16 protein-coding genes are annotated in these 20,098 nt (G+C 68.0%); 10 read left to right on the forward strand and 6 right to left on the reverse strand.

Translation table 11 applies throughout. The features are described from left to right. Window positions 1-306: 306 nt before the first annotated feature. The 3 genes from ACT3S3_RS05455 to ilvC all read left to right on the forward strand — a co-directional run bounded on the left by ACT3S3_RS05455 (window position 307) and on the right by ilvC (window position 3,848). Entirely contained in the window at window positions 307-2,175 is a 1,869-nt protein-coding gene (locus ACT3S3_RS05455) for an acetolactate synthase large subunit (RefSeq protein ID WP_301443546.1), read from the forward strand. After that, window positions 2,175-2,681 (forward strand): acetolactate synthase small subunit, encoded by a 507-nt coding sequence (gene ilvN / locus ACT3S3_RS05460; RefSeq protein WP_301443547.1) that lies wholly within the window; start codon window positions 2,175-2,177, stop codon window positions 2,679-2,681. Before ACT3S3_RS05455 ends, ilvN begins: the two co-directional genes overlap by 1 nt. Before the next feature lie 153 nt (window positions 2,682-2,834). Further along, on the forward strand, window positions 2,835-3,848 hold the full coding sequence (gene ilvC / locus ACT3S3_RS05465; RefSeq protein ID WP_301443548.1) for a ketol-acid reductoisomerase: 1,014 nt from the start codon (window positions 2,835-2,837) through the stop codon (window positions 3,846-3,848). Window positions 3,849-3,912: 64 nt separating this feature from the next. Here the strand turns inward: ilvC and ACT3S3_RS05470 are convergent, their stop codons facing one another. Further along, window positions 3,913-4,605, reverse strand: a complete 693-nt coding sequence (locus tag ACT3S3_RS05470; protein ID WP_444626411.1) for an NADPH-dependent F420 reductase — start codon at window positions 4,603-4,605, stop codon at window positions 3,913-3,915. 204 nt (window positions 4,606-4,809) lie between these two features. Here ACT3S3_RS05470 and ACT3S3_RS05475 point away from each other — a divergent pair, with 204 nt between their 5' ends. Beyond that, the gene (locus ACT3S3_RS05475; protein WP_301444034.1) at window positions 4,810-5,784 is read left to right on the forward strand and encodes a cation diffusion facilitator family transporter; all 975 of its coding nucleotides are present in this window, start codon (window positions 4,810-4,812) and stop codon (window positions 5,782-5,784) included. Here the strand turns inward: ACT3S3_RS05475 and ACT3S3_RS05480 are convergent. Then, complete coding sequence (locus ACT3S3_RS05480) at window positions 5,781-7,145, reverse strand: CitMHS family transporter (protein WP_301444036.1); 1,365 nt, start codon at window positions 7,143-7,145, stop codon at window positions 5,781-5,783. The two genes, ACT3S3_RS05475 and ACT3S3_RS05480, sit on opposite strands and share 4 nt — an antisense overlap. A 280-nt stretch (window positions 7,146-7,425) precedes the next feature. On the opposite strand from ACT3S3_RS05480, the gene serA reads away from it, so the two are divergent. The 3 genes from serA to ACT3S3_RS05495 all read left to right on the forward strand — a co-directional run bounded on the left by serA (window position 7,426) and on the right by ACT3S3_RS05495 (window position 10,955). Beyond that, complete coding sequence (serA, locus tag ACT3S3_RS05485) at window positions 7,426-9,021, forward strand: phosphoglycerate dehydrogenase (protein ID WP_441578839.1); 1,596 nt, start codon at window positions 7,426-7,428, stop codon at window positions 9,019-9,021. Between the two features lie 171 nt (window positions 9,022-9,192). After that, window positions 9,193-9,738 (forward strand): MarR family winged helix-turn-helix transcriptional regulator, encoded by a 546-nt coding sequence (locus ACT3S3_RS05490; protein WP_444626413.1) that lies wholly within the window; start codon window positions 9,193-9,195, stop codon window positions 9,736-9,738. Then, a complete protein-coding gene (locus ACT3S3_RS05495; RefSeq protein ID WP_444626415.1) occupies window positions 9,735-10,955 on the forward strand; it encodes an MFS transporter in 1,221 nt (406 codons plus the stop codon). Before ACT3S3_RS05490 ends, ACT3S3_RS05495 begins: the two co-directional genes overlap by 4 nt. 64 nt (window positions 10,956-11,019) lie before the next feature. Here the strand turns inward: ACT3S3_RS05495 and ACT3S3_RS05500 are convergent, their stop codons facing one another. Beyond that, window positions 11,020-12,408 carry a glycosyltransferase 87 family protein gene (locus ACT3S3_RS05500; RefSeq protein WP_301443864.1) on the reverse strand — a complete coding sequence of 463 codons (1,389 nt, stop codon included), beginning with the start codon at window positions 12,406-12,408 and terminating at the stop codon, window positions 11,020-11,022. Window positions 12,409-12,582: 174 nt separating this feature from the next. On the opposite strand from ACT3S3_RS05500, the gene ACT3S3_RS05505 reads away from it, so the two are divergent. Next, window positions 12,583-13,638, forward strand: coding sequence for a 3-isopropylmalate dehydrogenase (locus ACT3S3_RS05505; protein ID WP_301443863.1), 1,056 nt, complete (start codon window positions 12,583-12,585; stop codon window positions 13,636-13,638). Window positions 13,639-13,795: 157 nt separating this feature from the next. Here ACT3S3_RS05505 and ACT3S3_RS05510 read toward each other — a convergent pair whose 3' ends face one another. Next, window positions 13,796-14,443, reverse strand: coding sequence for a response regulator transcription factor (locus ACT3S3_RS05510; RefSeq protein ID WP_301443844.1), 648 nt, complete (start codon window positions 14,441-14,443; stop codon window positions 13,796-13,798). Next, window positions 14,440-15,441: a sensor histidine kinase gene (locus ACT3S3_RS05515; RefSeq protein ID WP_441582066.1), complete on the reverse strand. Its 1,002-nt coding sequence runs from the start codon at window positions 15,439-15,441 to the stop codon at window positions 14,440-14,442. Before ACT3S3_RS05515 ends, ACT3S3_RS05510 begins: the two co-directional genes overlap by 4 nt. 384 nt (window positions 15,442-15,825) lie before the next feature. Here ACT3S3_RS05515 and ACT3S3_RS05520 point away from each other — a divergent pair, with 384 nt between their 5' ends. After that, on the forward strand, window positions 15,826-16,518 hold the full coding sequence (locus ACT3S3_RS05520; RefSeq protein ID WP_301443846.1) for an ABC transporter ATP-binding protein: 693 nt from the start codon (window positions 15,826-15,828) through the stop codon (window positions 16,516-16,518). After that, on the forward strand, window positions 16,515-18,371 hold the full coding sequence (locus tag ACT3S3_RS05525) for a hypothetical protein (protein ID WP_444626417.1): 1,857 nt from the start codon (window positions 16,515-16,517) through the stop codon (window positions 18,369-18,371). The genes ACT3S3_RS05520 and ACT3S3_RS05525 overlap by 4 nt, the downstream gene beginning before the upstream one ends. Window positions 18,372-18,497: 126 nt before the next feature. Here the strand turns inward: ACT3S3_RS05525 and ACT3S3_RS05530 are convergent, their stop codons facing one another. Then, on the reverse strand, window positions 18,498-20,039 hold the full coding sequence (locus ACT3S3_RS05530; RefSeq protein ID WP_301444045.1) for a hypothetical protein: 1,542 nt from the start codon (window positions 20,037-20,039) through the stop codon (window positions 18,498-18,500). Window positions 20,040-20,098 lie beyond the last annotated feature (59 nt).

Genomic DNA, 20,098 nt, shown 5'->3' on the forward strand with positions numbered 1-20,098 from the left:
TCCGCCGGGACCGACGCGGGGCGTTCATGCAGTGAGACGGGGGGTATCAGCGGGTGGGAAAATTTCCTGAAATCCATTGACCGGGGGGTGGTGCTCCGCTATGGTCGTGGGTTATGACGACGTTCCTGATTCTTGTATCCGCCGGGCGCTAGAGCCCCTGCGGTCACTTCGCGGAACAATCTGGCGCCCCCGCCCCGAACCACGGGTAGCGGGGGCACAGTCGGTTCTACGGCGGAAACCACACACCTCGAGACCTCGATCGTCGGACATCCACAACACATGACCACCCAAAGGAGTGCACGGACGGTGAATGACACCTCACGCCCACACCCCAGTCCTGCGACAGTCGCTGCCTCAGGACGCAGCCGTAAGCCCGAGCGCATCAACGGTGCCCAGGCGGTAGTCCGCTCCCTCGAGGAACTGGGTACTGACGTAGTCTTCGGCCTCCCCGGTGGTGCGGTGCTCCCGCTCTACGAGGCTCTCTACGGTTCCGAGAAGCTCAACCACATCCTCGTCCGCCACGAGCAGGGCGCAGGTCACGCCGCCACGGGCTACGCCCAGGTCTCCGGGGAGGTCGGCGTGTGCATCGCCACCTCCGGTCCCGGTGCGACGAACCTGGTCACCCCGCTGGCGGACGCCAACATGGACTCCGTGCCGATCGTGGCGATCACCGGTCAGGTCGGCAGTCACCTGCTGGGCACCGACGGCTTCCAGGAGGCCGACATCCGCGGCATCACGATGCCGATCACCAAGCACAGCTTCATGGTCACCCGTCCCGAGGACATCCCCGCGGCGATCGCCGAGGCCTTCCACGTAGCCGTCACCGGGCGTCCGGGCGCGGTGCTGGTCGACATCCCCAAGGACGTGCAGAACGCCGAGCTCGACTTCATCTGGCCGCCGAGCTACCGGCTGCCCGGCTACCACCCGGTCACGACCCCGCACTCCCGCCAGATCGACGAGGCGGCCCGCCTCATCGCCGAGGCCAAGCGCCCGGTCATCTACGCCGGCGGCGGCGTCCTGAAGGCCAACGCCCACAAGGAGCTGCTCGCCTTCGCCGAGTCCACCGGACTGCCGGTGACCACCACGCTGATGGCGCTGGGTGTGTTCCCCGAGTCCCACCCGCAGTTCCTCGGCATGCCGGGCATGCACGGCACCGTGCCGGCCGTCGCCGCGCTGCAGAAGTCCGACCTGATCCTCGCCCTGGGCGCGCGCTTCGACGACCGGGTCACCGGCGACGTGGACTCCTTCGCCCCGGGCGCCAAGGTCATCCACGCCGACATCGACCCGGCGGAGATCGGCAAGATCCGCGAGGTCAACGTGCCGATCGTGGGCGACGCCCGTGAGGTCCTCCTCGCGCTGCGTCGTGCGGTGGAGGACCGTGAGGGTCGCCAGGACACGTCGCGCTGGACGACCTACCTCGACGGTCTGAAGACCGACTTCCCCCCGGGATTCGACGAGCCGGCCGACGGCAAGCTCGCCCCGCAGTTCGTCCTGCAGGAGCTCACCCAGGCCGCGGGCCCCGACGCCGTCTACGTCGCCGGCGTCGGCCAGCACCAGATGTGGGCCGCGCAGTTCCTGCGCTTCGAGAAGCCGCGCACCTGGCTGAACTCCGGTGGGCTGGGCACGATGGGCTACGCCGTGCCCGCAGCGATGGGCGCCAAGGCCGCCGCCCCGGACACCGAGGTCTGGGCCGTCGACGGCGACGGCTGCTTCCAGATGACCAACCAGGAGCTCGTGACCTGTGCGGTCGAGGGGCTGCCGGTCAAGATCGCCCTGATCAACAACGGCAACCTCGGCATGGTCCGCCAGTGGCAGACCCTGTTCTTCGACGGCCACTACTCGCACACCAACCTCAAGCCGGGCGAGAACTACCTCCCGGACTTCGTGGGACTCGCCGAGTCCATGGGCTGCGCGGCCTTCCGCGTGACCGAGAAGGACGGACCGGAGGGCGTGGCCGCCACGATCGCCAAGGCGCGGGAGATCAACGACCGTCCCGTGGTCATCGACTTCATCGTCGGCGAGGACGCCCAGGTGTGGCCCATGATCTCGGCCGGGGCCTCCAACGACGAGGTCCAGTACGTCCGCGACCTGCGTCCGCTGTTCGAACAGGAGCAGTCCGCGGCGGAGGAACCCGACGACATCCGTAAGATCATCGAGGAAGGCGAGGAGAACTAATGTCTCAAGTCCACACTCTGAGCGTCCTGTGTGAGGACGTCGACGGAATCGCGTCGCGTATCACCGGCATGTTCACCCGCCGCGCCTTCAGCATCATCTCGATCGCCTCGGGTCAGACGGAGGTGGCCGGGGTCAACCGGTTCACCATCCAGGTCGAGGGCGAGGACCACGTGATCGAGCAGATCACCAAGCAGCTCAACAAGCTGATCCCGGTGATCAAGGTCAGCCGGCACGAGCCGGACTCCATCGTGTGCCGCGGCCTGATGCTGGTGAAGGTCTCCGCCGACAACTCCAACCGCACGCAGGTCGTGGAGTCCGCCAAGCTCTTCCGCGCCCACGTGGTCGACGTCGGACCCGAGTCGCTGGTCATCGAGGCCACCGGCACGCCCACGAAACTCAAGGCGATGCTGGAGGTCCTGGAGCCCTTCGGCATCCGTGAACTGGTCGAGTCCAGCGTGACCGCGGTGAGCCGCGGCCAGAAGGCGATGTACCCCGCCAAGCTCTGATCGGCCTCTTCAGTCCCTCCCCGTGGCCATTCACGGGGTGGGATACCCAGTCTCACACTCTGATAATCCTTGCTGGTACGATAGCGGCACAGAACGCAGTTCCCGGTTCGATGAACCGATCCACACCCGTTTTCCCACGAAAGGCTTCACCTCATGGCAATTGACGTTTTCTACGACGACGACGCCGACCTGTCGATCATCCAGGGCCGCAAGGTTGCCGTGCTCGGCTACGGGTCACAGGGCCACGCCCACGCCCAGAACCTGCGAGACTCCGGCGTCGAGGTCGTCATCGGTCTGCGCGAGGGCTCCAAGTCCGCCGCGAAGGCCGAGGAGGCGGGATTCAAGGTCCTGTCCAACGCCGAGGCCGCCGCCTGGGCCGACGTGGTCATGGTCCTGGTGCCCGACACCACCCAGGCCACGGTCTACACCGAGGACATCGCCCCGAACCTGGAGGACGGCAACGCCGTGTTCTTCGGCCACGGGCTGAACATCCACTTCGAGCTGATCAAGCCGGCCGACAACCTCACCATCGCGATGGCCGCCCCCAAGGGCCCGGGCCACCTGGTGCGCCGCCAGTTCGTCGACGGCAAGGGTGTGCCGTGCCTGATCGCCGTGGAGCAGGACCCCAAGGGCGAGGGCCGCGACCTGGCCCTGTCCTACGCCGCCGCCATCGGCGGTGCGCGCGCCGGCGTCATCCCGACCACCTTCGAGGCCGAGACCGTCACCGACCTCTTCGGTGAGCAGGCCGTGCTGTGCGGTGGCACCGAGGAACTGGTCAAGACCGGTTTCGAGGTCCTCACCGAGGCCGGCTACGAGCCGGAGATGGCCTACTTCGAGTGCCTGCACGAGCTCAAGCTCATCGTGGACCTGATGTTCGAGGGCGGCATCGCCAACATGAACTACTCGGTGTCCGACACCGCTGAGTTCGGCGGCTACCTCTCCGGCCCGCGCGTCATCGACGCCGGCACCAAGGACCGCATGAAGGACATCCTGTCCGACATCCAGGACGGCACCTTCACCAAGCGCCTCATCGCCAACGTCGAGGGCGGCAACAAGGAGCTCGAGGGTCTGCGTGCCGACTACGCCAAGCACCCGATCGAGACCACCGGCACCAAGCTGCGCGATCTCATGAGCTGGGTCAAGAACCCGCTGGACGCCACCGCGTAGGCGTCACCGCAACACCGGGGAAGGCCCCACGGACCGAAGAAAAGGTCCGTGGGGCCTGTCTGTGTCAGCGCTCTGCGGCGGTCAGCGCCTCGCGCAGCTCCTCGTCGGAGGCGGCCTTACCAGGCCCCATGTCGTAGATGGAGGTCGGTGTGGCGTCCGGCGAGATGTACGGCCTGCCGTAGGCGGGCTCGCCGTTGTCGAAGCGCCAGCCCTCGGCCAGCACACCGGCGTCGAGGGTGCCGTACCCCAGGGAGTCGAGGAAGGACGCGACGTCCTGCTTGGCGGCGTCGTCGTCACCGGCGATCACCAGGGAGGTGCGGGCGGCGTCGCCGGCCGGGCGGGCGAGCTCACCGAGGTGGGCGAAGTTGATGTTGTTGAAGCCCTTGACCACGTGGGTGTCCGGCAGGTGGTCCTGCAGGATCTGGGAGGTGGTGATCTCCCGGGCGTCCAGCACGTCGATGTGGCCGTCACGCTGCCAGTAGTAGTTGGACGTGTCGATCACGGTCTTGCCCGCCAGCGGCGCCACCGGGACCTCGGTCAGCGCGCCGAGCGGGATGGTGACGACGACGATGTCGCCGGCCGTCGCCGCGCCCTCCGGGGTGTCCACCCGGGCCTTGGGGCCCAGCGCGGCGGCGAGGGGGAGGAGGGTCTTCGGGTCCCGGGAATTGCTCAGGACCACGTCATGACCGGCCAGGACGGAGAGCCGGGCGACGGTGGCCCCGATCAGTCCCGCGCCGATGAATCCCACTGTGCTCATATGTCTTCAGGTCCTTGCTGCAGATCGACGGTGTGTTACCTCAGGGCCAACCGCACGCGGCGCCGCGGTATTCCGCATCCGCAGCCGCGCCGCGCCGGCGGAGCGCTTAATGATAACGATTACGCTACCCAAAGATCGCCCTTGACCTGCGCCAAATCTCGTTCTACTGTGAGCACTTACCGTTAATGAAAATGGAGGTTCGCCATGGCGCACGATCACGACCATGATCACTCACATACCCAGGTCCGCGGCAGGGCACTGTGGATCGTCATCGCGATGACCTCGACGATCTTCGTCGCCCAGGTCATCGGCGGGGTGGTGTCCGGCTCGCTCGCGCTGCTCGCCGACGCCGGACACATGCTGTCGGACGCCGGGGGCCTCGTCGTCGCGGCCTTCGCGATGATGGTCGGGTCGAAGCCGGCCACCGCGCGTTCGACCTACGGCTTCCGTCGTGCCGAGGTGCTCGCCGCCGCGGTCAACGCCGGTGCGGTCGCCGTGATCGGCGTGTGGATCGCCGTGGCGGCGTTCCGGCGGATGGGGGAGGGGCCCGCGGAGATCCAGACCGGGCTGATGCTCACCGTGGCGGTCGTCGGTCTGCTGGCCAACGTGGTCTCGGCGGTGATCCTGCGCCGCAGCGCAGGGGAGTCGCTGAACATGAAGGGCGCCTACCTGCACGTCCTGGTGGACCTGCTGGGGTCGGTCGCCGTGATCGTCGCTGCCCTGGTCATCGGTGCGACGGGCTGGTACTGGGTCGACGCGGTCGCGTCGCTGATCATCGCGGCGATGATCCTGCCGCGGGCGTGGTCGCTGATGAAGGAGGCGGGCACCGTGCTCATGGAGCAGGTGCCCGCCGGGGTGGACCCGGTCGAGGTCCAGGAGGCCGTCAGTGCGACGGACGGGGTCTACGGCTCACACGACCTCCACATCTGGTCGGTGGACGGCGAGTCGTCGATGGCGACCGTTCACGTGGTCACCACCGGTGACGAGCAGGATGTCCGGAAGGACGTGAGGAGAGTGTTCGCCGACCGGGGGATCGGTCACGTCACCGTGCAGACCGAGGCCCTGGCCGCACCCGCCAGGACGCCGCGCGCGCAGGCGTGCGACTCCGGGTGCGGCGAGGAGTGCGTCCTGCCCCGAAAGGACGGGCAGGACGGGCAGGGCGCTGGCAGCGCCGTCTAGGCGGTGAGGCCCAGCGCCAGGGCGATGAGCACCATGATGATGCCGAAGCCCCAGGCGATCGGGAAGGTCAGCTTGATGTGCTTGCCGATCGTGCCGCCGGACAGGCCGATGGCCAGCCACAGGGCGGGGGAGAAGGGGCTGACGAAGGTACCGATGATGTTGCCGATGATCAGGGCGGCCGCGGCGCCGGAGCCGGAGACGCCGAAGGACGCCACCGTCTCCTGCACGACCGGGAGCACCGAGAAGTAGTACGCGTCGGTCGAGGTCAGCAGGTCCAGGGGCACACCGAGCAGGCCGACGATGACGTGCAGCTGCGCGCCGACGGAGTCGGGCAGGATGTGCAGCAGGCTCAGCGCGATCTCCTCGAGCATGCCGGACTCGTTCAGCACACCGAGGAACATCGCGGCGGCGAGGATGACGCCGGCCATGGACAGGGCGTTCGGGGCGTGACGCTTCAGGGTCTCGGCCTGCTCGCCGGACAGCGGGAAATTCACGACCAGGGCGATCGCGGTACCGACCAGGAAGACGGGGCCCGGCTCGATCCAGCCGGACATCAGCAGCGCCAGCATGCACAGCGACATGACGATGTTGACGATGGTGACCCAGCGGCCGGTGCGCATCTGCGCGCCGATCTCCTCCTGCTTCTCCTTCTCACGTTGCACGAAGTCCGCGGCGAGGGTCTGGACGTCCACGTCGCCGGTGCCGACGAACTCGGGGGTCTTGCGCAGCTTGGCGATGCGGCGGGACTCCTTGAGGCCGAGGAGGCCGGCGATCACGAAGACGAGGACGAGGGCGATTCCCTGCAGCGGCAGGATGTGCTGCCACAGCTCAACGGGGGTCTGGTTGACCACGGAGGACGCACGGCCGATCGGACCGGCCCAGGGCACCATGTTCATCACCGACGCCGCGGTGGCCACGATGGCCAGCAGGACGTAACGCGACATGTGCAGCGCCTTGTACAGCGGCAGCAGCGCCGGGATGGTGATCAGGAAGGTCGTGGCGCCGGCACCGTCCAGGTGGACGACCATGCCGATCGCGGCGGTACCCAGGGCGACGAGGATGACGTTACCTCGGGTGGCGATGATCAGCCCCTTGACCAGGGGTGTGAACAGTCCGGTGTCACTGAGGATACCGAAGTAGATGATCGCGAAGATGAACATCACCACGACGTTCATCACGGATCCGAGCCCGGACTCGTAGAAGTCTCCGATGCTCTTGATGCCGTAGCCGGCGACGAAGGCGCCGAGCACCGGGACGAGGGTCATGACGACGGTCGGGTTGCTCCTGCCGCGGAGCAGGATGCCGACGGTGACGATGATGATTCCCAGGCCTATGGCTGTTAGCCCGCCCGGGGACTGCATCGTTTCAGCGAACGAGTCCATTGTTGGGTCTCCTCAAGAAAGATAGGTGAACCAACACATTATGGCAGGGTGAGGTGCGCCCTGTCACAACGGCTGCTTATGGCGCCCCCGGCCACGATCTCGGGGGTTTCCGAGCCGTGCGACAAAAGACGTACTAAGCTGTCCATGTCGCACGTCACCCCTGGGCTTATTTCGGTGTGGGGAGTCAGGCGTGGGCCCTGACCTCTTCGACGCGGTCGTGCCGGAGGGGCCGGGACATGCACAGCTGTCAGGAGTATCCGTGAGTCAGAATTCCCGTCCCGTCGTCCTCATCGCCGACAAGCTCGCCCAGTCCACCGTGGACGCGCTGGGGGACTCCGTCGAGGTCCGTTGGGTCGACGGTCCGAACCGTCCCGCACTGCTGGAGGCCGTCGTGGACGCCGACGCGCTGCTGGTGCGCTCCGCGACCACCGTCGACGCGGAGGTCCTGGAGGCTGCCCCGAAGCTGCAGATCGTGGGACGCGCCGGCGTCGGCCTGGACAACGTCGACATCGACGCCGCCACCGCCAAGGGTGTGATGGTCGCCAACGCCCCGACGTCCAACATCCACTCCGCCTGCGAGCACGCCATCTCGCTGCTGCTCTCCGCCGCACGTCAGATCCCGGCGGCGGACAAGACCCTGCGTGACCACGAGTGGAAGCGCTCCTCCTTCCAGGGCGTGGAGATCTTCGGCAAGACCGTCGGCATCGTCGGCTTCGGCCACATCGGCCAGCTGTTCGCCCAGCGTCTGGCGGCCTTCGAGACCGACATCGTCGCCTACGACCCCTACGCCAACCCGGCCCGTGCCGCACAGCTCGGCGTGGAGCTCGTGGAGCTCGACGAGCTGGTCGGCCGCTCCGACTTCGTGACCATCCACCTGCCGAAGACCAAGGAGACCGCGGGCATGTTCAATGCCGAGCTCCTGGCCAAGGCGAAGGAGGGTCAGATCATCATCAACGCCGCCCGCGGTGGACTGGTCGACGAGGCCGCCCTGGCCGAGGCGATCAAGAACGGTCCGGTGCGCGGCGCCGGCTTCGACGTCTACGCCTCGGAGCCCTGCACCGAGTCCCCGCTGTTCGAGCTCGACGAGGTCGTCGTGACCCCGCACCTGGGCGCCTCGACCGTCGAGGCGCAGGACCGCGCCGGCACGGACGTGGCCGCGTCCGTCCTCAAGGCCCTGTCCGGCGACTTCGTGCCCGACGCCGTGAACGTCACGGGCGGCAAGGTCAGCGAGGAGGTCGCGCTGTGGCTCGGCCTGGCGACCAAGCTGGGCAAGGTCGCCTCCGGTCTGCTGGACCAGGCCGTGACCGCCGTCAACGTCGAGGCCCGCGGTGAGCTGTCCTCGGAGAACGTCGACGCCCTGGGTCTGTCGGCACTGCGCGGCGTGTTCTCCGGCGTCGTCGACGAGCAGGTCACCTTCGTCAACACCCCGCAGATCGCCGCCGAGCGCGGAGTGGACCTCTCGGTGACCACCGCGGACGAGTCCGTGACCCACCGCTCCGTCCTCGAGGTCACCGTCGTCACCGGCGACGGCACCTCGGTCTCCGTGATCGGTGCGCTGACCGGCCTGGAGCGCGTGGACAAGATCGTGCGCATCAACGGCCGCGGCCTGGACCTGCGTGCACAGGGGCTCAACCTGTTCCTCAACTACGACGACCAGCCCGGTGCCCTGGGCACCGTGGGCACCTTCCTGGGCCGTGCGGGCATCAACATCGACGCCGCCGCGCTGACGCAGGACGCCGACCAGGGTTCCGCCACGCTGGTGCTGCGCGTGGACAAGGACGTCCCGCAGGACCTGCAGGAGCAGATCGCCGACTCCCTGTCGGCGTCGCGCACCGTCCTGCTCGACCTGAGCTAGACCCCACGGGGGACGGGACTGCCACGGGGACGGGACGGCGAGGGGGCCGTCCTGCCGGTGGTCAACGACGGGGGAGCGTCGACCGCCGCAAAGTGGTGGGGGTAGGTGGTGGGGGTGATAACACTTCGGGGAGTTATGTAAATAACTGTCTTATGGGTTAGGGTCGTTGCCGTGACTGACAACAATGCTGCCAACCACACGCCTGCCCCCGTCCCCGCGGACAAACCCGCGAACAACCCCACGGACGAGGACAACCAGCTCGCCGACGAGTTCCGCGACGCCCTCCGGGAAGGTCTGCACATGGTGCGCCTTCTCGACCACCGGGGGAGCCACACGCTCACCCAGTTGGGCATCCTCAACACGCTGACCGAGGAGCCCCACTCGATCGGGCTGCTCGCCAGGATCAACGGCATGACCCAGCCGGGCATGACGCAACAGATCGACAAGCTGGAACGGGCAGGCGTGGTTCGCCGGGTCCGGAGTCCCAAGGACGCCCGGGTCACCCTCGTCGAGATCACCGACGAGGGACGCGCCACACGTACGCGGGACAACAACCTGCGTAACCGGGCGCTGGCCGAGCACTTCGACCTGCTCGACGACGACGCACGACGGCGCATTGCCGACGCACTGGAACCTCTGACGGCCTTCGCCAGCGCGTACATCCGTCGGGTCGGCGAAGACACATCGAGAAACTTGGAAAGGCACGACCGCGAATGAGACAGGACACCCAGGAGGCCACGCTCAACGGCGCGACACTCGAATCAGAGAAGACGTCGATGATGCGGCAGCCTGTCGCAGTGTGGGCCACGGCCCTGGCCTGCGTCTTCGCGTTCATGGGGATCGGTCTCGTCGACCCCATCCTCCCCGCGATCGCGGAGAACCTGGACGCCGGCGCGTCCAAGGTCTCCCTGCTGTTCACCAGCTACTTCGCGGTGACCGCCGTGATGATGCTGGTCACCGGCGCCGTCTCCAGCCGCATCGGCGGCAAGAAGACGCTGCTGACCGGCCTGGCGCTGATCGTGGTCTTCGCCGGCCTCGCCGGGACGTCCAACAGCGTCGGTGAGCTCGTCGGCTACCGGGCGGGCTGGGGACTGGGCAACGCCCTGTTCGTCGCCACGGCCCTCGCCGTGATCGTGTCGGTGGCCAGCGGCGGACGTGCCGTGGCCATCATCCTCTACGAGGCCGCACTCGGCCTCGGCATGGCCGCCGGCCCGCTGCTCGGCGCGGCCCTGGGTTCCCTGAACTGGCGCGGACCCTTCTTCGGCACCGCCCTGCTGATGCTCATCGCCCTGGTCGTCCTGCTGTTCAAGCTGCCGGCCACCCCGCCGCCGGCCGAGAAGACCAGCGTGACCGCCCCGCTGAAGGCCCTGAAGCACCGCGGCCTGTTCGGCGTCTCCTTCTCCGCCCTGTTCTACAACTTCGGCTTCTTCACCGTGCTGGCCTACACCCCGTTCGTCCTCGGCTTCGGTGAGATCGGCATCGGTGCGGTGTTCTTCGGCTGGGGCTGCTGCCTCGCGGTGTTCTCCGTGTTCATCGCCCCGCTGATCCAGAACCGTATCGGTGCGGCGAACACCACCATCGCCACCCTGGTCGGCCTGCTGGTGATCTACGCCCTGCTCGGCGTCTTCCACGACACCACCCCGGTCGTGGTCGTGCTGGTCGTGCTCTCCGGCGCCCTGCTGGGCATCAACAACACGATGTACACCGAGATGGCCATGAGCGTGTCGGACGCCCCGCAGCCGGTGGCGTCCGCCGGGTACAACTTCGTGCGCTGGATGGGTGGCGTGATCGCCCCCTTCGCCGCCACGAAGATCGGTGAGGGTGTCGGCGTCGCCGTGCCCTACTACGTCGCCGCCGTCGTGGCCGTCGTCGCCATCCTCGTGATGATGGCGTCCCGCGACCACGTCGAGGTCCACGGCCCCGAGGCCGTGTAGCCCGCGAACCCTCCCCGGCGCCGTGCCGGCGCCGCCCGCGGGTCCACAACCCCGCAGGACGCTCTCAGCGTCCTGCGGGGTTGCTGTCTGTCGGCTCCTCCGCGGGGACGGTGCCGGTCTCGGTACCCGTCTCGGTGCCCGTCTCGGTGCGACGCGAGCGCACCGCGTCGACCAGACCGACCGCGGCGAAGGCCACGAGGATCAGCACGCCCCACAGCACCCACATGCTGTTCCACGGCACGGACATGTACTGCTGGCCGATGAACGACCAGTGCACCGACACCTGGTGGCTGACGAACGGGATCATCGCCACCCACACCACCAGCAGAGCCAGCAGCGCGCCGACCTGCGAGGAGAACCAGGACCGCACCCGGTGTCCCGGCCACGCCGGCGCCGCGCGCACCCCGAGGTCCACCAGGCACACCACCAGCGGCACCAGCCACACCCAGTGGTGGTGCCAGGAGAACGGGGAGATCAGGCACGCGGTGATCCCGCCGAGGGCCATCACCAGCGCCTGGTTGCCCCGACGCGTGGCCCAGCGCACCGCCACGTACAGCAACGCCACCACGACCACGCACGACACCAGCCACACGGCGGTGCCCGTCGTGTCGCTGTCGAAGGTGCGCTCGGTGAAGCCTTTAAGCGACTGCGAGGCGGACACCGTGTCGCTGCCGATCCGGGAGGAGTCGAAGATGGCGGACGTCCAGAAGCGCATCGCGTCCGGCACCGTCAGGAACCCGATGCCCACCGTGACGGCGAAGGTCGCCGTGGCCGTCGCCGCCTCGCGCCACCGCCGCTGCATGAGGAAGACGAGGATGAAGAAGGCCGGCGTGAGCTTCAGACCCGCGGCGATACCCACGCCGATGCCGGTCAGCCGGTCACGCGTGCGCAGGAAGTCCAGGGCGACCAGGAGCATCAGCAGCATGTTGATCTGGCCGTAGAAGAAGCTGTCGCGCACCGGAGACAGAGCCAGTGCAGCCATGGCGGCGGCCACGCCCAGGGCGATCGTCCCGGTGTCGAGCCGGTATCCGCGCTGCACCAGCGTGCCGAGGACCACCGCGACCAGTGCGCCGACGCAGGCGAGCTGCCAGAACGTCGCCGACATCTCCGCCGGTGCGGAGGCCACGTAGCGGAAGATGCTGCCGGCGAACGGCGGATAGGTGAAGGGCAGGTGACCGTAGAGCGGGCCGTCGTAGATGCCCTCGCCACAGGCCAACGCCTCACCGGCACGGAAGTACACCATGAAGTCGGTGGGCACCTTGTAGAGGTCCAGGGTGCGTTCGAAGACCACCGGACGGGTCTCGCGGTAGGCGACCACGGCCAGGACCAGGGCCAGACCTACGGTCAGGACGGTGCGTCCTGCGAGAGGACGGCCCGCCGCCGGCGGGGACGGCGGGGCTGCCGTGACCGGTGACCCGGTCGGGGTGGTGTCGGTGGGGTGGTGCGAGGTCAAGGCAGCTGCCTTCCGGGGACAGGTGGTGGACGCGACGAAGGAACGTCCGTCGGAGTAAGTAAAGTGTAGCTCCAGTCGTGTCCCGCGGCGAGTTAGGCCCACGGCGCGGCGTGGTAGCCTGTGGAAGGATTTTTCCAACGATGTGAGACAGAAACGCCAGAAAGGGTCCACAGAATGAAACTCGCGGTCATTGCCGGAGACGGAATCGGTACCGAGGTCACCGCGGAGGCCCTGAAGGTCCTCGACGCGGTCACCGGCGACGAGACCATCGACACCACCGACTATGACCTGGGGGCGCGCCGCTACCTGCGCAACGGTGAACTGCTCACCGACGCCGACCTGGACTCCCTGCGTGCCCACGACGCCATCCTGCTCGGCGCCATCGGCGACCCCCGCTCGGTGCCCGCCGGCGTGCTGGAACGAGGTCTGCTGCTGCCGCTGCGCTTCCGCCTCGACCACGCGGTGAACCTGCGTCCCGCGAAGCTGTACCCCGGGTCGTCCTCCCCGCTGGCCGCCCCCGGCGAGATCGACTTCGTGGTCGTGCGGGAAGGCACCGAGGGCCTGTACTGCGGCAACGGCGGCACACTGCGTGAAGGCACCGACAACGAGGTCGCCAGCGAGGTCAGCCAGAACACCTGGTACGGCGTGCAGCGCGTGGTGCACGACGCCTTCACCCGCGCCCAGGCCCGCTCCGGCAGGCTCACCCTCGTGCACAAGACCAACGTGCTGGTCAACGCCGGTGGGCTGTGGTCACGCGCGGTGGAGACCGTGGGCGCGGACTTCCCGGACGTCATCGTGGACTACTGCCACATCGACGCCGCGACGATCTACATGGTCACCGACCCGGGACGTTTCGACGTGATCGTCACCGACAACCTCTTCGGCGACATCCTCACCGACCTGGCCGGCGCCGTGACCGGCGGGATCGGTCTGGCGGCCTCCGGCAACATCGACCCGTCGCGCCGCAACCCCTCGATGTTCGAACCCGTCCACGGCTCGGCGCCGGACATCGCCGGGCAGGGGATCGCCGACCCGTGTGCGGCGATCCTGTCCGCCGCGCTGCTGCTGCGCCACCTCGCCGACGACGAGGGGGCCACCGGGGAGGACGCGGCCCTGCGCGTGTCGCAGGCGGAGCGGATCGAGGCCGCGGTGCTCGCCGAGGCCGGCTCGCGTGACGGGTCCCCGGTGCGCACCGTGGAGGTCGGCGACCGGATCGCCGCCGCGGTCTAGCTGTGGTCTGGCTGCAGTCTGGCTGAACCTCCGCGTTGCCGCACCATTGCGGAATAGTCGCCCGCCCAGGAAGGCGATCGGGCGATTCGGCTACCTGGGAGGGTGATCTGGCTACATCGGGGTGGGCCGGTGCAGCGAGGGGTGGGGGAGGCGCCGGTTACCGACCTGCGTGACGTAGCCAGGTCAGCACCGCCCGTACCCGACGGTTCTCGTCCGAAGGCAGCATCCCGAGTTTCATGAACACGTTGGCCACGTGTTTGCTCACGGCACCAGGGGAGAGGAAGAGCTTCTCGCCGATCTGAGAGTTCGAGTCGCCGGCCGCCATGTGCTCCAGGACCTCGCGTTCGCGCGCCGTCAGATCGCCAATGCCGCTGCGCCGGGAACTCACCAGGGCGCGCACCACCTCCGGATCAACGACTGTCCCACCGTCTGCGACGCTCGCTATGGCGGTGAGGAAGTTATCGACATCGGCGACACGTTCCTTGAGCAGGTATCCGAAGCCGTCGTGCTCCAGGAGGTCGTCGAGGTAGGCGGCCGCCACATATTGGGACAGCATCAGCGCGGGGACGGACAGTCGGTGCTCGTCCGCGTCCTGACGAAGCCGGTGCACCATCGCGAGCCCGTCATCCGTCATTGTTGGTGGCATCCGGACATCGCTGACGATGAGATCGGGGGATGCCGACTGAGCAGCAGCCAGCAGTGAGTCGGCGTCGACGACCGCGGTGACCTCGTGCCCGGCGGACTCCAGAAGTCCGACGAGGCCTTCGCGAAGCAGTGTGGTGTCCTCGGCAAGCAGTATCTTCATGGAAGCCTCGTTTCCAGTCGTGTGGTCCATCGTCCTTGTGACGTACCAAGATCTGACAACTGCACGGTCCCTCCCAGCGCGGCGGCGCGCTCGGTGAGTCCGGCGATGCCTGTGCCTCCTCCGTCGGAGGCGGCGGCTACCTTCGCAGAGCCCGTGCCGGTGCCAGTGCCGTTGTTGTCGACCGCGAGGACGGTGTGCCCGTTGTCGTCGGACAGGGTGACCCGTACGGCGTCGGCATCCCCGTGTTTCACGGCATTCGTCAGAGCCTCTGCGGTGCAGTGGTACAGCAGGAGGGCGGGGGTGTCGGTGAGGCGGAAGTCATCCTCGGCTCCGTCGAGGACGAAGCGGTGATCGAGCCCGGAATGGGAGACAAGTTCGTCCACCGCGGCCACCAAACCCTTGTCGGCCAGCACCTGAGGGTAAATGCCGCGGACGGTGGCCCGTAGCGATTCGAGAGCTTGCCGTGCATTGACCTTCACCTTGTCCATGGGCTCAGTCAGCTCTTGTCCCGTCCGCGCAGTCATTTCCAGCGCGGCCACATTGAGCTGCAGCGCCGTGAGGTATTGCTGGGCACCGTCGTGGAGCTCGCGTTCGATGCGGCGACGTTCGCCTGTGAAGGCATCTGCCAGGACGGCCCGTGACCGGGTGATCTCGGCGACGTCGGGGGAAACCGTCGAGTTCGAGGCGACGGTAACAGCGACCGAGCAGCCGGTGATGACCCAGCTGGCGTACAGGAAAGCGAGGGCGCAGACTGCAGCTCCGGCCCCGACGATGGCGACGAGAGCCCCGGTGTCGTGGATCTCCAGGACCCCCAGGTCGATTCCGGTGCCTCCCGGGAAGCCGCGGCTGGCCCACATGAAGGGGGTTGCGGCAAGTACACAGGTGAGGAGACCGAGGCTCAGCGACAGCAGGAAAGCGGCGAAGGACAGTAGTAGCTGGGCGCAGAGCTCAGCTGTCTGCCGCCAGTCGAACCACCGGTTGACCGGGCGGTCGGGCACGGAGACCCTCATCCACCGGGAACCGAGACGACCGACTGAATCCGATGCTCGGGCACTCAACGGCAGCCACGGCAACAGGATGAGCGCCGTGACAAGGGCTGGGAGGAAGAGGGTTGCAAGGAGGAGGGTCCAGGGCAGGGCCCGCCACGGACCTCGGTCAGCGAGGAATCTCCACGGTCGGACGTCGAACCCCGCCGGCCAGTACCTGGGTGCCTGAGGGGCGTTCGATGGATCGTTCGCTGAAAACTCCACGGTCAGTAAGTGTAGTGGTCAGGGGCACGCGTGTCGGTGGACTCACCTCCACCGTTCTTCCGGGGGTGGAGCCAGCTCCCGACGTTCCGGGTTCCTCTCGATCCTGAGCCCTCACTACCGCAGGGTGGGGACATGGACATCACCGCGCATGCATTGACCAAGACCTACCGGGAGCAAGACGGACCGGTCATCGGCGGCGCGGCCGGCGCAGGTGTGGACGTCAGCATCCCGGCGGGTTCCTTCCTCGCTCTGATGGGCCGGTCGGGGTCTGGGAAGTCGACGCTCCTGAACCTTCTCGCCGGTATCGTCCGACCGGATTCAGGAGTCGTCAACTACGGTGACACCGGCCTCTGGGATCTCTCGGACGGGAGGCGGTCGCGTCTCCGGGCCACCACCACAGCGACCGTGTTCCAGGAGTACAACCTCTTCGACTTCCTCTCCGTCCAGGAGAACATTGCGCTGGGGATACGCATGGCAGGCGGTCACGCGAGCCGTGACCGCATCGCTGAAGCGCTGTCGAGGGTCGGGATGCAGGACTATCTGAGGTCACGGCCGGATGAGTTGTCCGGCGGGCAACGTCAGCGGATCGCGATCGCCCGCGCGGTGGCCGTGTCCCCGCAGGTCATCTTCGCTGACGAACCCACGGGTGCACTTGACGAGGCGAACGGCCGTGTCGTCGTGGCGCTGTTGCGTGAGCTCGCGGCGGACGGTACGAGCATCCTCATGGTCACCCATGATGCCGACGTTGCCGCGGTGACGGACAGGACGCTGGAACTCCGGGACGGAACGATCGTCAACGCGATGTCTGCGGGTGATCCGGCGTGACGATGTTCCGACTGATGCTGGCCGGTCACCGCACCGTCTGCCTTGGCTTTCTCACTGTCGTTACCCTGCTCACCGGCCTGGCCGGCGGTGTCATCGGCACCGCGGTTCGTGCCACCCAGGTGGCCGACGGCTACCGAGCGTCGGACGTCGTGACCACCGAGGTGTCCGCGACGTGGGCGAACTACCAGGGGACCGCGACGTTCGCGTTCATGGTTTCCGCGATTGCCTGTGTGGTCGGGGTCATTCTCCTCCCCTCGGTCGCGCAGTTCCTCGTGTCCAGCCTGGCACCGACCTCGAGGACACTGCGACTGCTGGGGGTTTCGCGGAGGTTGGTCCGGCTACGGATTGCCGGGGCCACCTTTGCCCTCGCTGTGGTGGCGGTTGTCCTCGGACTCCTGCTGTCGCCGGTGGCAGGGTTGGCCTACAGGTGGTTGCTGGGCCGGATCGGGCTGGTGACAACCGAGCTCGGCTCGTTGTGGATGCCCGGCCCCACGGTTCTGGCCGGAATCTGCCTGGCCGCATGGGGCATCGTGACCGTGTGGTGGCAGGGGCGCCACCTCGCAGGAATTGAGGCGGACGCACGGCGCCCGGGCAGAGGCCGTCGCATCCTGCGGGTACTGGCTACGCCGCTCCGCTACGCCGTGGGCGTTGGCGCGGCGATGGCCCTGTGGGCACTCCACGACGCCACGACGACCATGGACAACTTCAATGAGATGTCCTTCGGAATCGCTCTGTGCACCCTCCTTCTCATGTGGGGACTCGCCGTGCCGGTGCTGCGTGTGGTCAGTTGGCTGCTGCGGCGCGGAGGGACCGGACGCATGCTTATCGGCGGCGTCGTCAACGACCGGGCCCGTCGCGTCGCAGGGATGTCACTGGTCGCCTCCCTCCTGGTGGTGCTCGGGGGCACGGCGGCCCTTGCTGCACTGACCAGCACGATCGGGGACGCGAACCGGAGCGCGGCCTCGCTGCAGGCCACGGCGGTAACCGCTCGAGACCTGACTGAAGCGCAGTCAACCGCGGCGCGTGAGGCTGGTTTCACCGTGTCTCCGTTGGACACGGACCCCGGGTGGTTGGAGGGTGTGAACTCCGTCGACCAGCTTCCCGTGCACCGGGTCGATCCCGTCTCGATCGGCCAGTTGTCGGTGGAGGGGATGGTTCTCGCCGGATCCCTCGCCGAGATCGGAGGCGACGACGTCGCTGCAGACGAGCGCTGGGAACTCGGTGAGAAGATACTGGTCAGGGACGATGACGGTGTCCGCCGTGAGGTGACGGTGGTCGCCGTCGTCGACCGCGACTCCGCCCTTGGTGGAGGGCTCACGGTGGACGGGACGTCCTTCCCTCTCAGCGTGTCAGCGGTTGAGGGGGAGATGAGTGAGCGCACCTTCGTCGCCGGCGCAGCAGACGTGAATGAGGTGGTCCCGGACGTGCGTTGGCTGGCCCCGCAGGAGGTCGTCGAAGAGCAGATCGACTCGGAGCAGCAGGGGCAGATGGACTCGTTGGCCGGCATGGTCGGCGGAATCGGGCTGATCGCCGTCGTCGCCCTGGTGCATGCGGTGGTCGGGTTCGCCGGGGACCTGCAGGGGACGCGCACCGGGATGCGTCGTCTCAGCTTCTCCCGCGCCCGGGTCAGCGGTGTTCTCGGCGGCATCGGCCTAGTAATCGGCCTGGCTGCGGGTGTGATGTCTGCGGTGTCGCTCTGGGCAGCGCAGTTCGCCCTGTCTGAGATGTTGGTCGGCACGGGGGTCACGACAGCATTGGATGTGCCGTGGTCGTTGCTGCTGGGATTGTGGGGCGTGGTCGTCCTGGCCGCGGTCGCCGGCATGCTTGCTCCCCGGGGTAAGACGGCGAAATAGTCGCCCGCCCAGGAAGGGATTCGGGCGATTTGGCTACCTGGGAGGGTGATCTGGCTACATCGGGGCGGGGTAGGGGCCAGGGGAGCAGCGTAGCCCCCCGCCACCCGACCACCACCTGCACGCCACCTACTGGTAGCTGACGATGTCCGGGGTCGGCGAGATCGCGGCGGTCTGGGCGGGGTCGAGCATCGGCTCGTCCTCGTCGATGAAGTTCTTCCAGCCCAGGGCGATCGCGGGGTCGAGGTCCTGGCGCACCACGTTCCAGGTCTCCATCTTCACACCCTGCGGTCCGTGCCCGTCGCAGTGCACGGCGACGCTCACGTTGTCGGTGCCGGTGGTCATGTTCTCGCGGTTGCGGATCATCTGGAGCTGGAACTGGTGGATCATCAGCAGTTTCTGCGGCAGCTTCTCGGCGACCACGAGCCCCTCGAGCCAGTCGGCGACCTCGTTGATCTCGGAGGCGTCGACGTGGCCGACCTCGACCATCGGCTGGTCGTCGGGGCCGAGCCGCCACTCCGGGTCCAGGGCGAGGCCGACCGAGGGGTTCTTCAGCAGGTCGGCGTAGTGCTGGGCCTGCTGCAGCAGGGTCTCGCGTCCGGGCTGGATGTCGATGATGGCGTAGCCGCCGGCGTCGACGATGGCGTCGATCCAGGGCACGACCTCCGCGGGGTCGCTGTAGTTGCTGAAGTTCCCGGAGGGGCCGGGTTCCGCGGCGGCGACGGTGACGATGATCTCGAAGGAGGGGATCACCGGGACGTCGCTGGTGGCGTCGTACTCGGCGGCGAGGCGGCGGGCGCGTTCCACGGCGTCCTTCGGGGGTTGTTCGCCCATCACGCCGAGCAGGGGTTCGGCGGCGTGGCCGTAGAGGGCGATGATCTTGCGCCCGGGGAACATGACCTGTCCGCCGCCGGGAAGGTTGCCTTCCACGGTGGCGGCGAGTTCGGCGCGTCGGCGCAGGTCGTCGGCGGTGCCGAAGTGGTCGCCGAGGGCGATGAGGTTGCCGTCGCCGGTGATCGCCTCGACGCTGGCGGCCACGGACTCGTCGGTGGAGCGTGGGTCGGGGGCGATGACGCGGGTCAGCGAGTATCCGGCGGCGACCGTGGTGGCGACGCTGACGGGGGAGGACGTGCTGGCGGCGAGTGCCACTCCCGCGGACTCCAGGTCCTCGCCAGCGACGCCGGGGTCCAGGTCCTCGGGCCAGTTGTCTGCATCGCCGGTGTCGACGGTGTGAACCGTGATGTCGTTGAGGTCCCCGAGGCCGTCGACGTCGTCGGCACTGCCGCCGACGAGCACGACGTCGGTGGCACCGAGCCGCGACAGCTCCTGGATGACGGGACCGGAATCGCCACCGGCACCGTCGAGCAGGACGGGCACGCCGTTGTCCCGGGCCAGGGTGCAGGCGGTGCCCACCTGTTCCGGGGTGGGGTCGGACGCCACGAGCACCGCGGTGCTCGCGGAGGCGAAGAGAGCCGCGCTCGTGGCGACGCCGGACGGGTCGTCGGGAACGACGGCCACGCCGACGCCGTCTTCGGCGGTGGCCTGGCTGTCGCCGGACGTGGCGTCCTGCGCTCTACCGGAACCGTCGCGCGAGCAGGCGGCGAGCGGGACGACGGCGGCCAGGGAGAACGCTCCGGCGCTCAGCAGGAACTTGCGGCGGGACAGGGACACGTTGTCTGGCCTTTCGGACGATGTCAGGCGGGGGGAGGGGACCGTCCCGACCCTATCGC

It is taken from the genome of Corynebacterium sp. AOP40-4SA-5 (assembly GCF_052377355.1).
Classification (GTDB): Bacteria; Actinomycetota; Actinomycetes; order Mycobacteriales; family Mycobacteriaceae; genus Corynebacterium.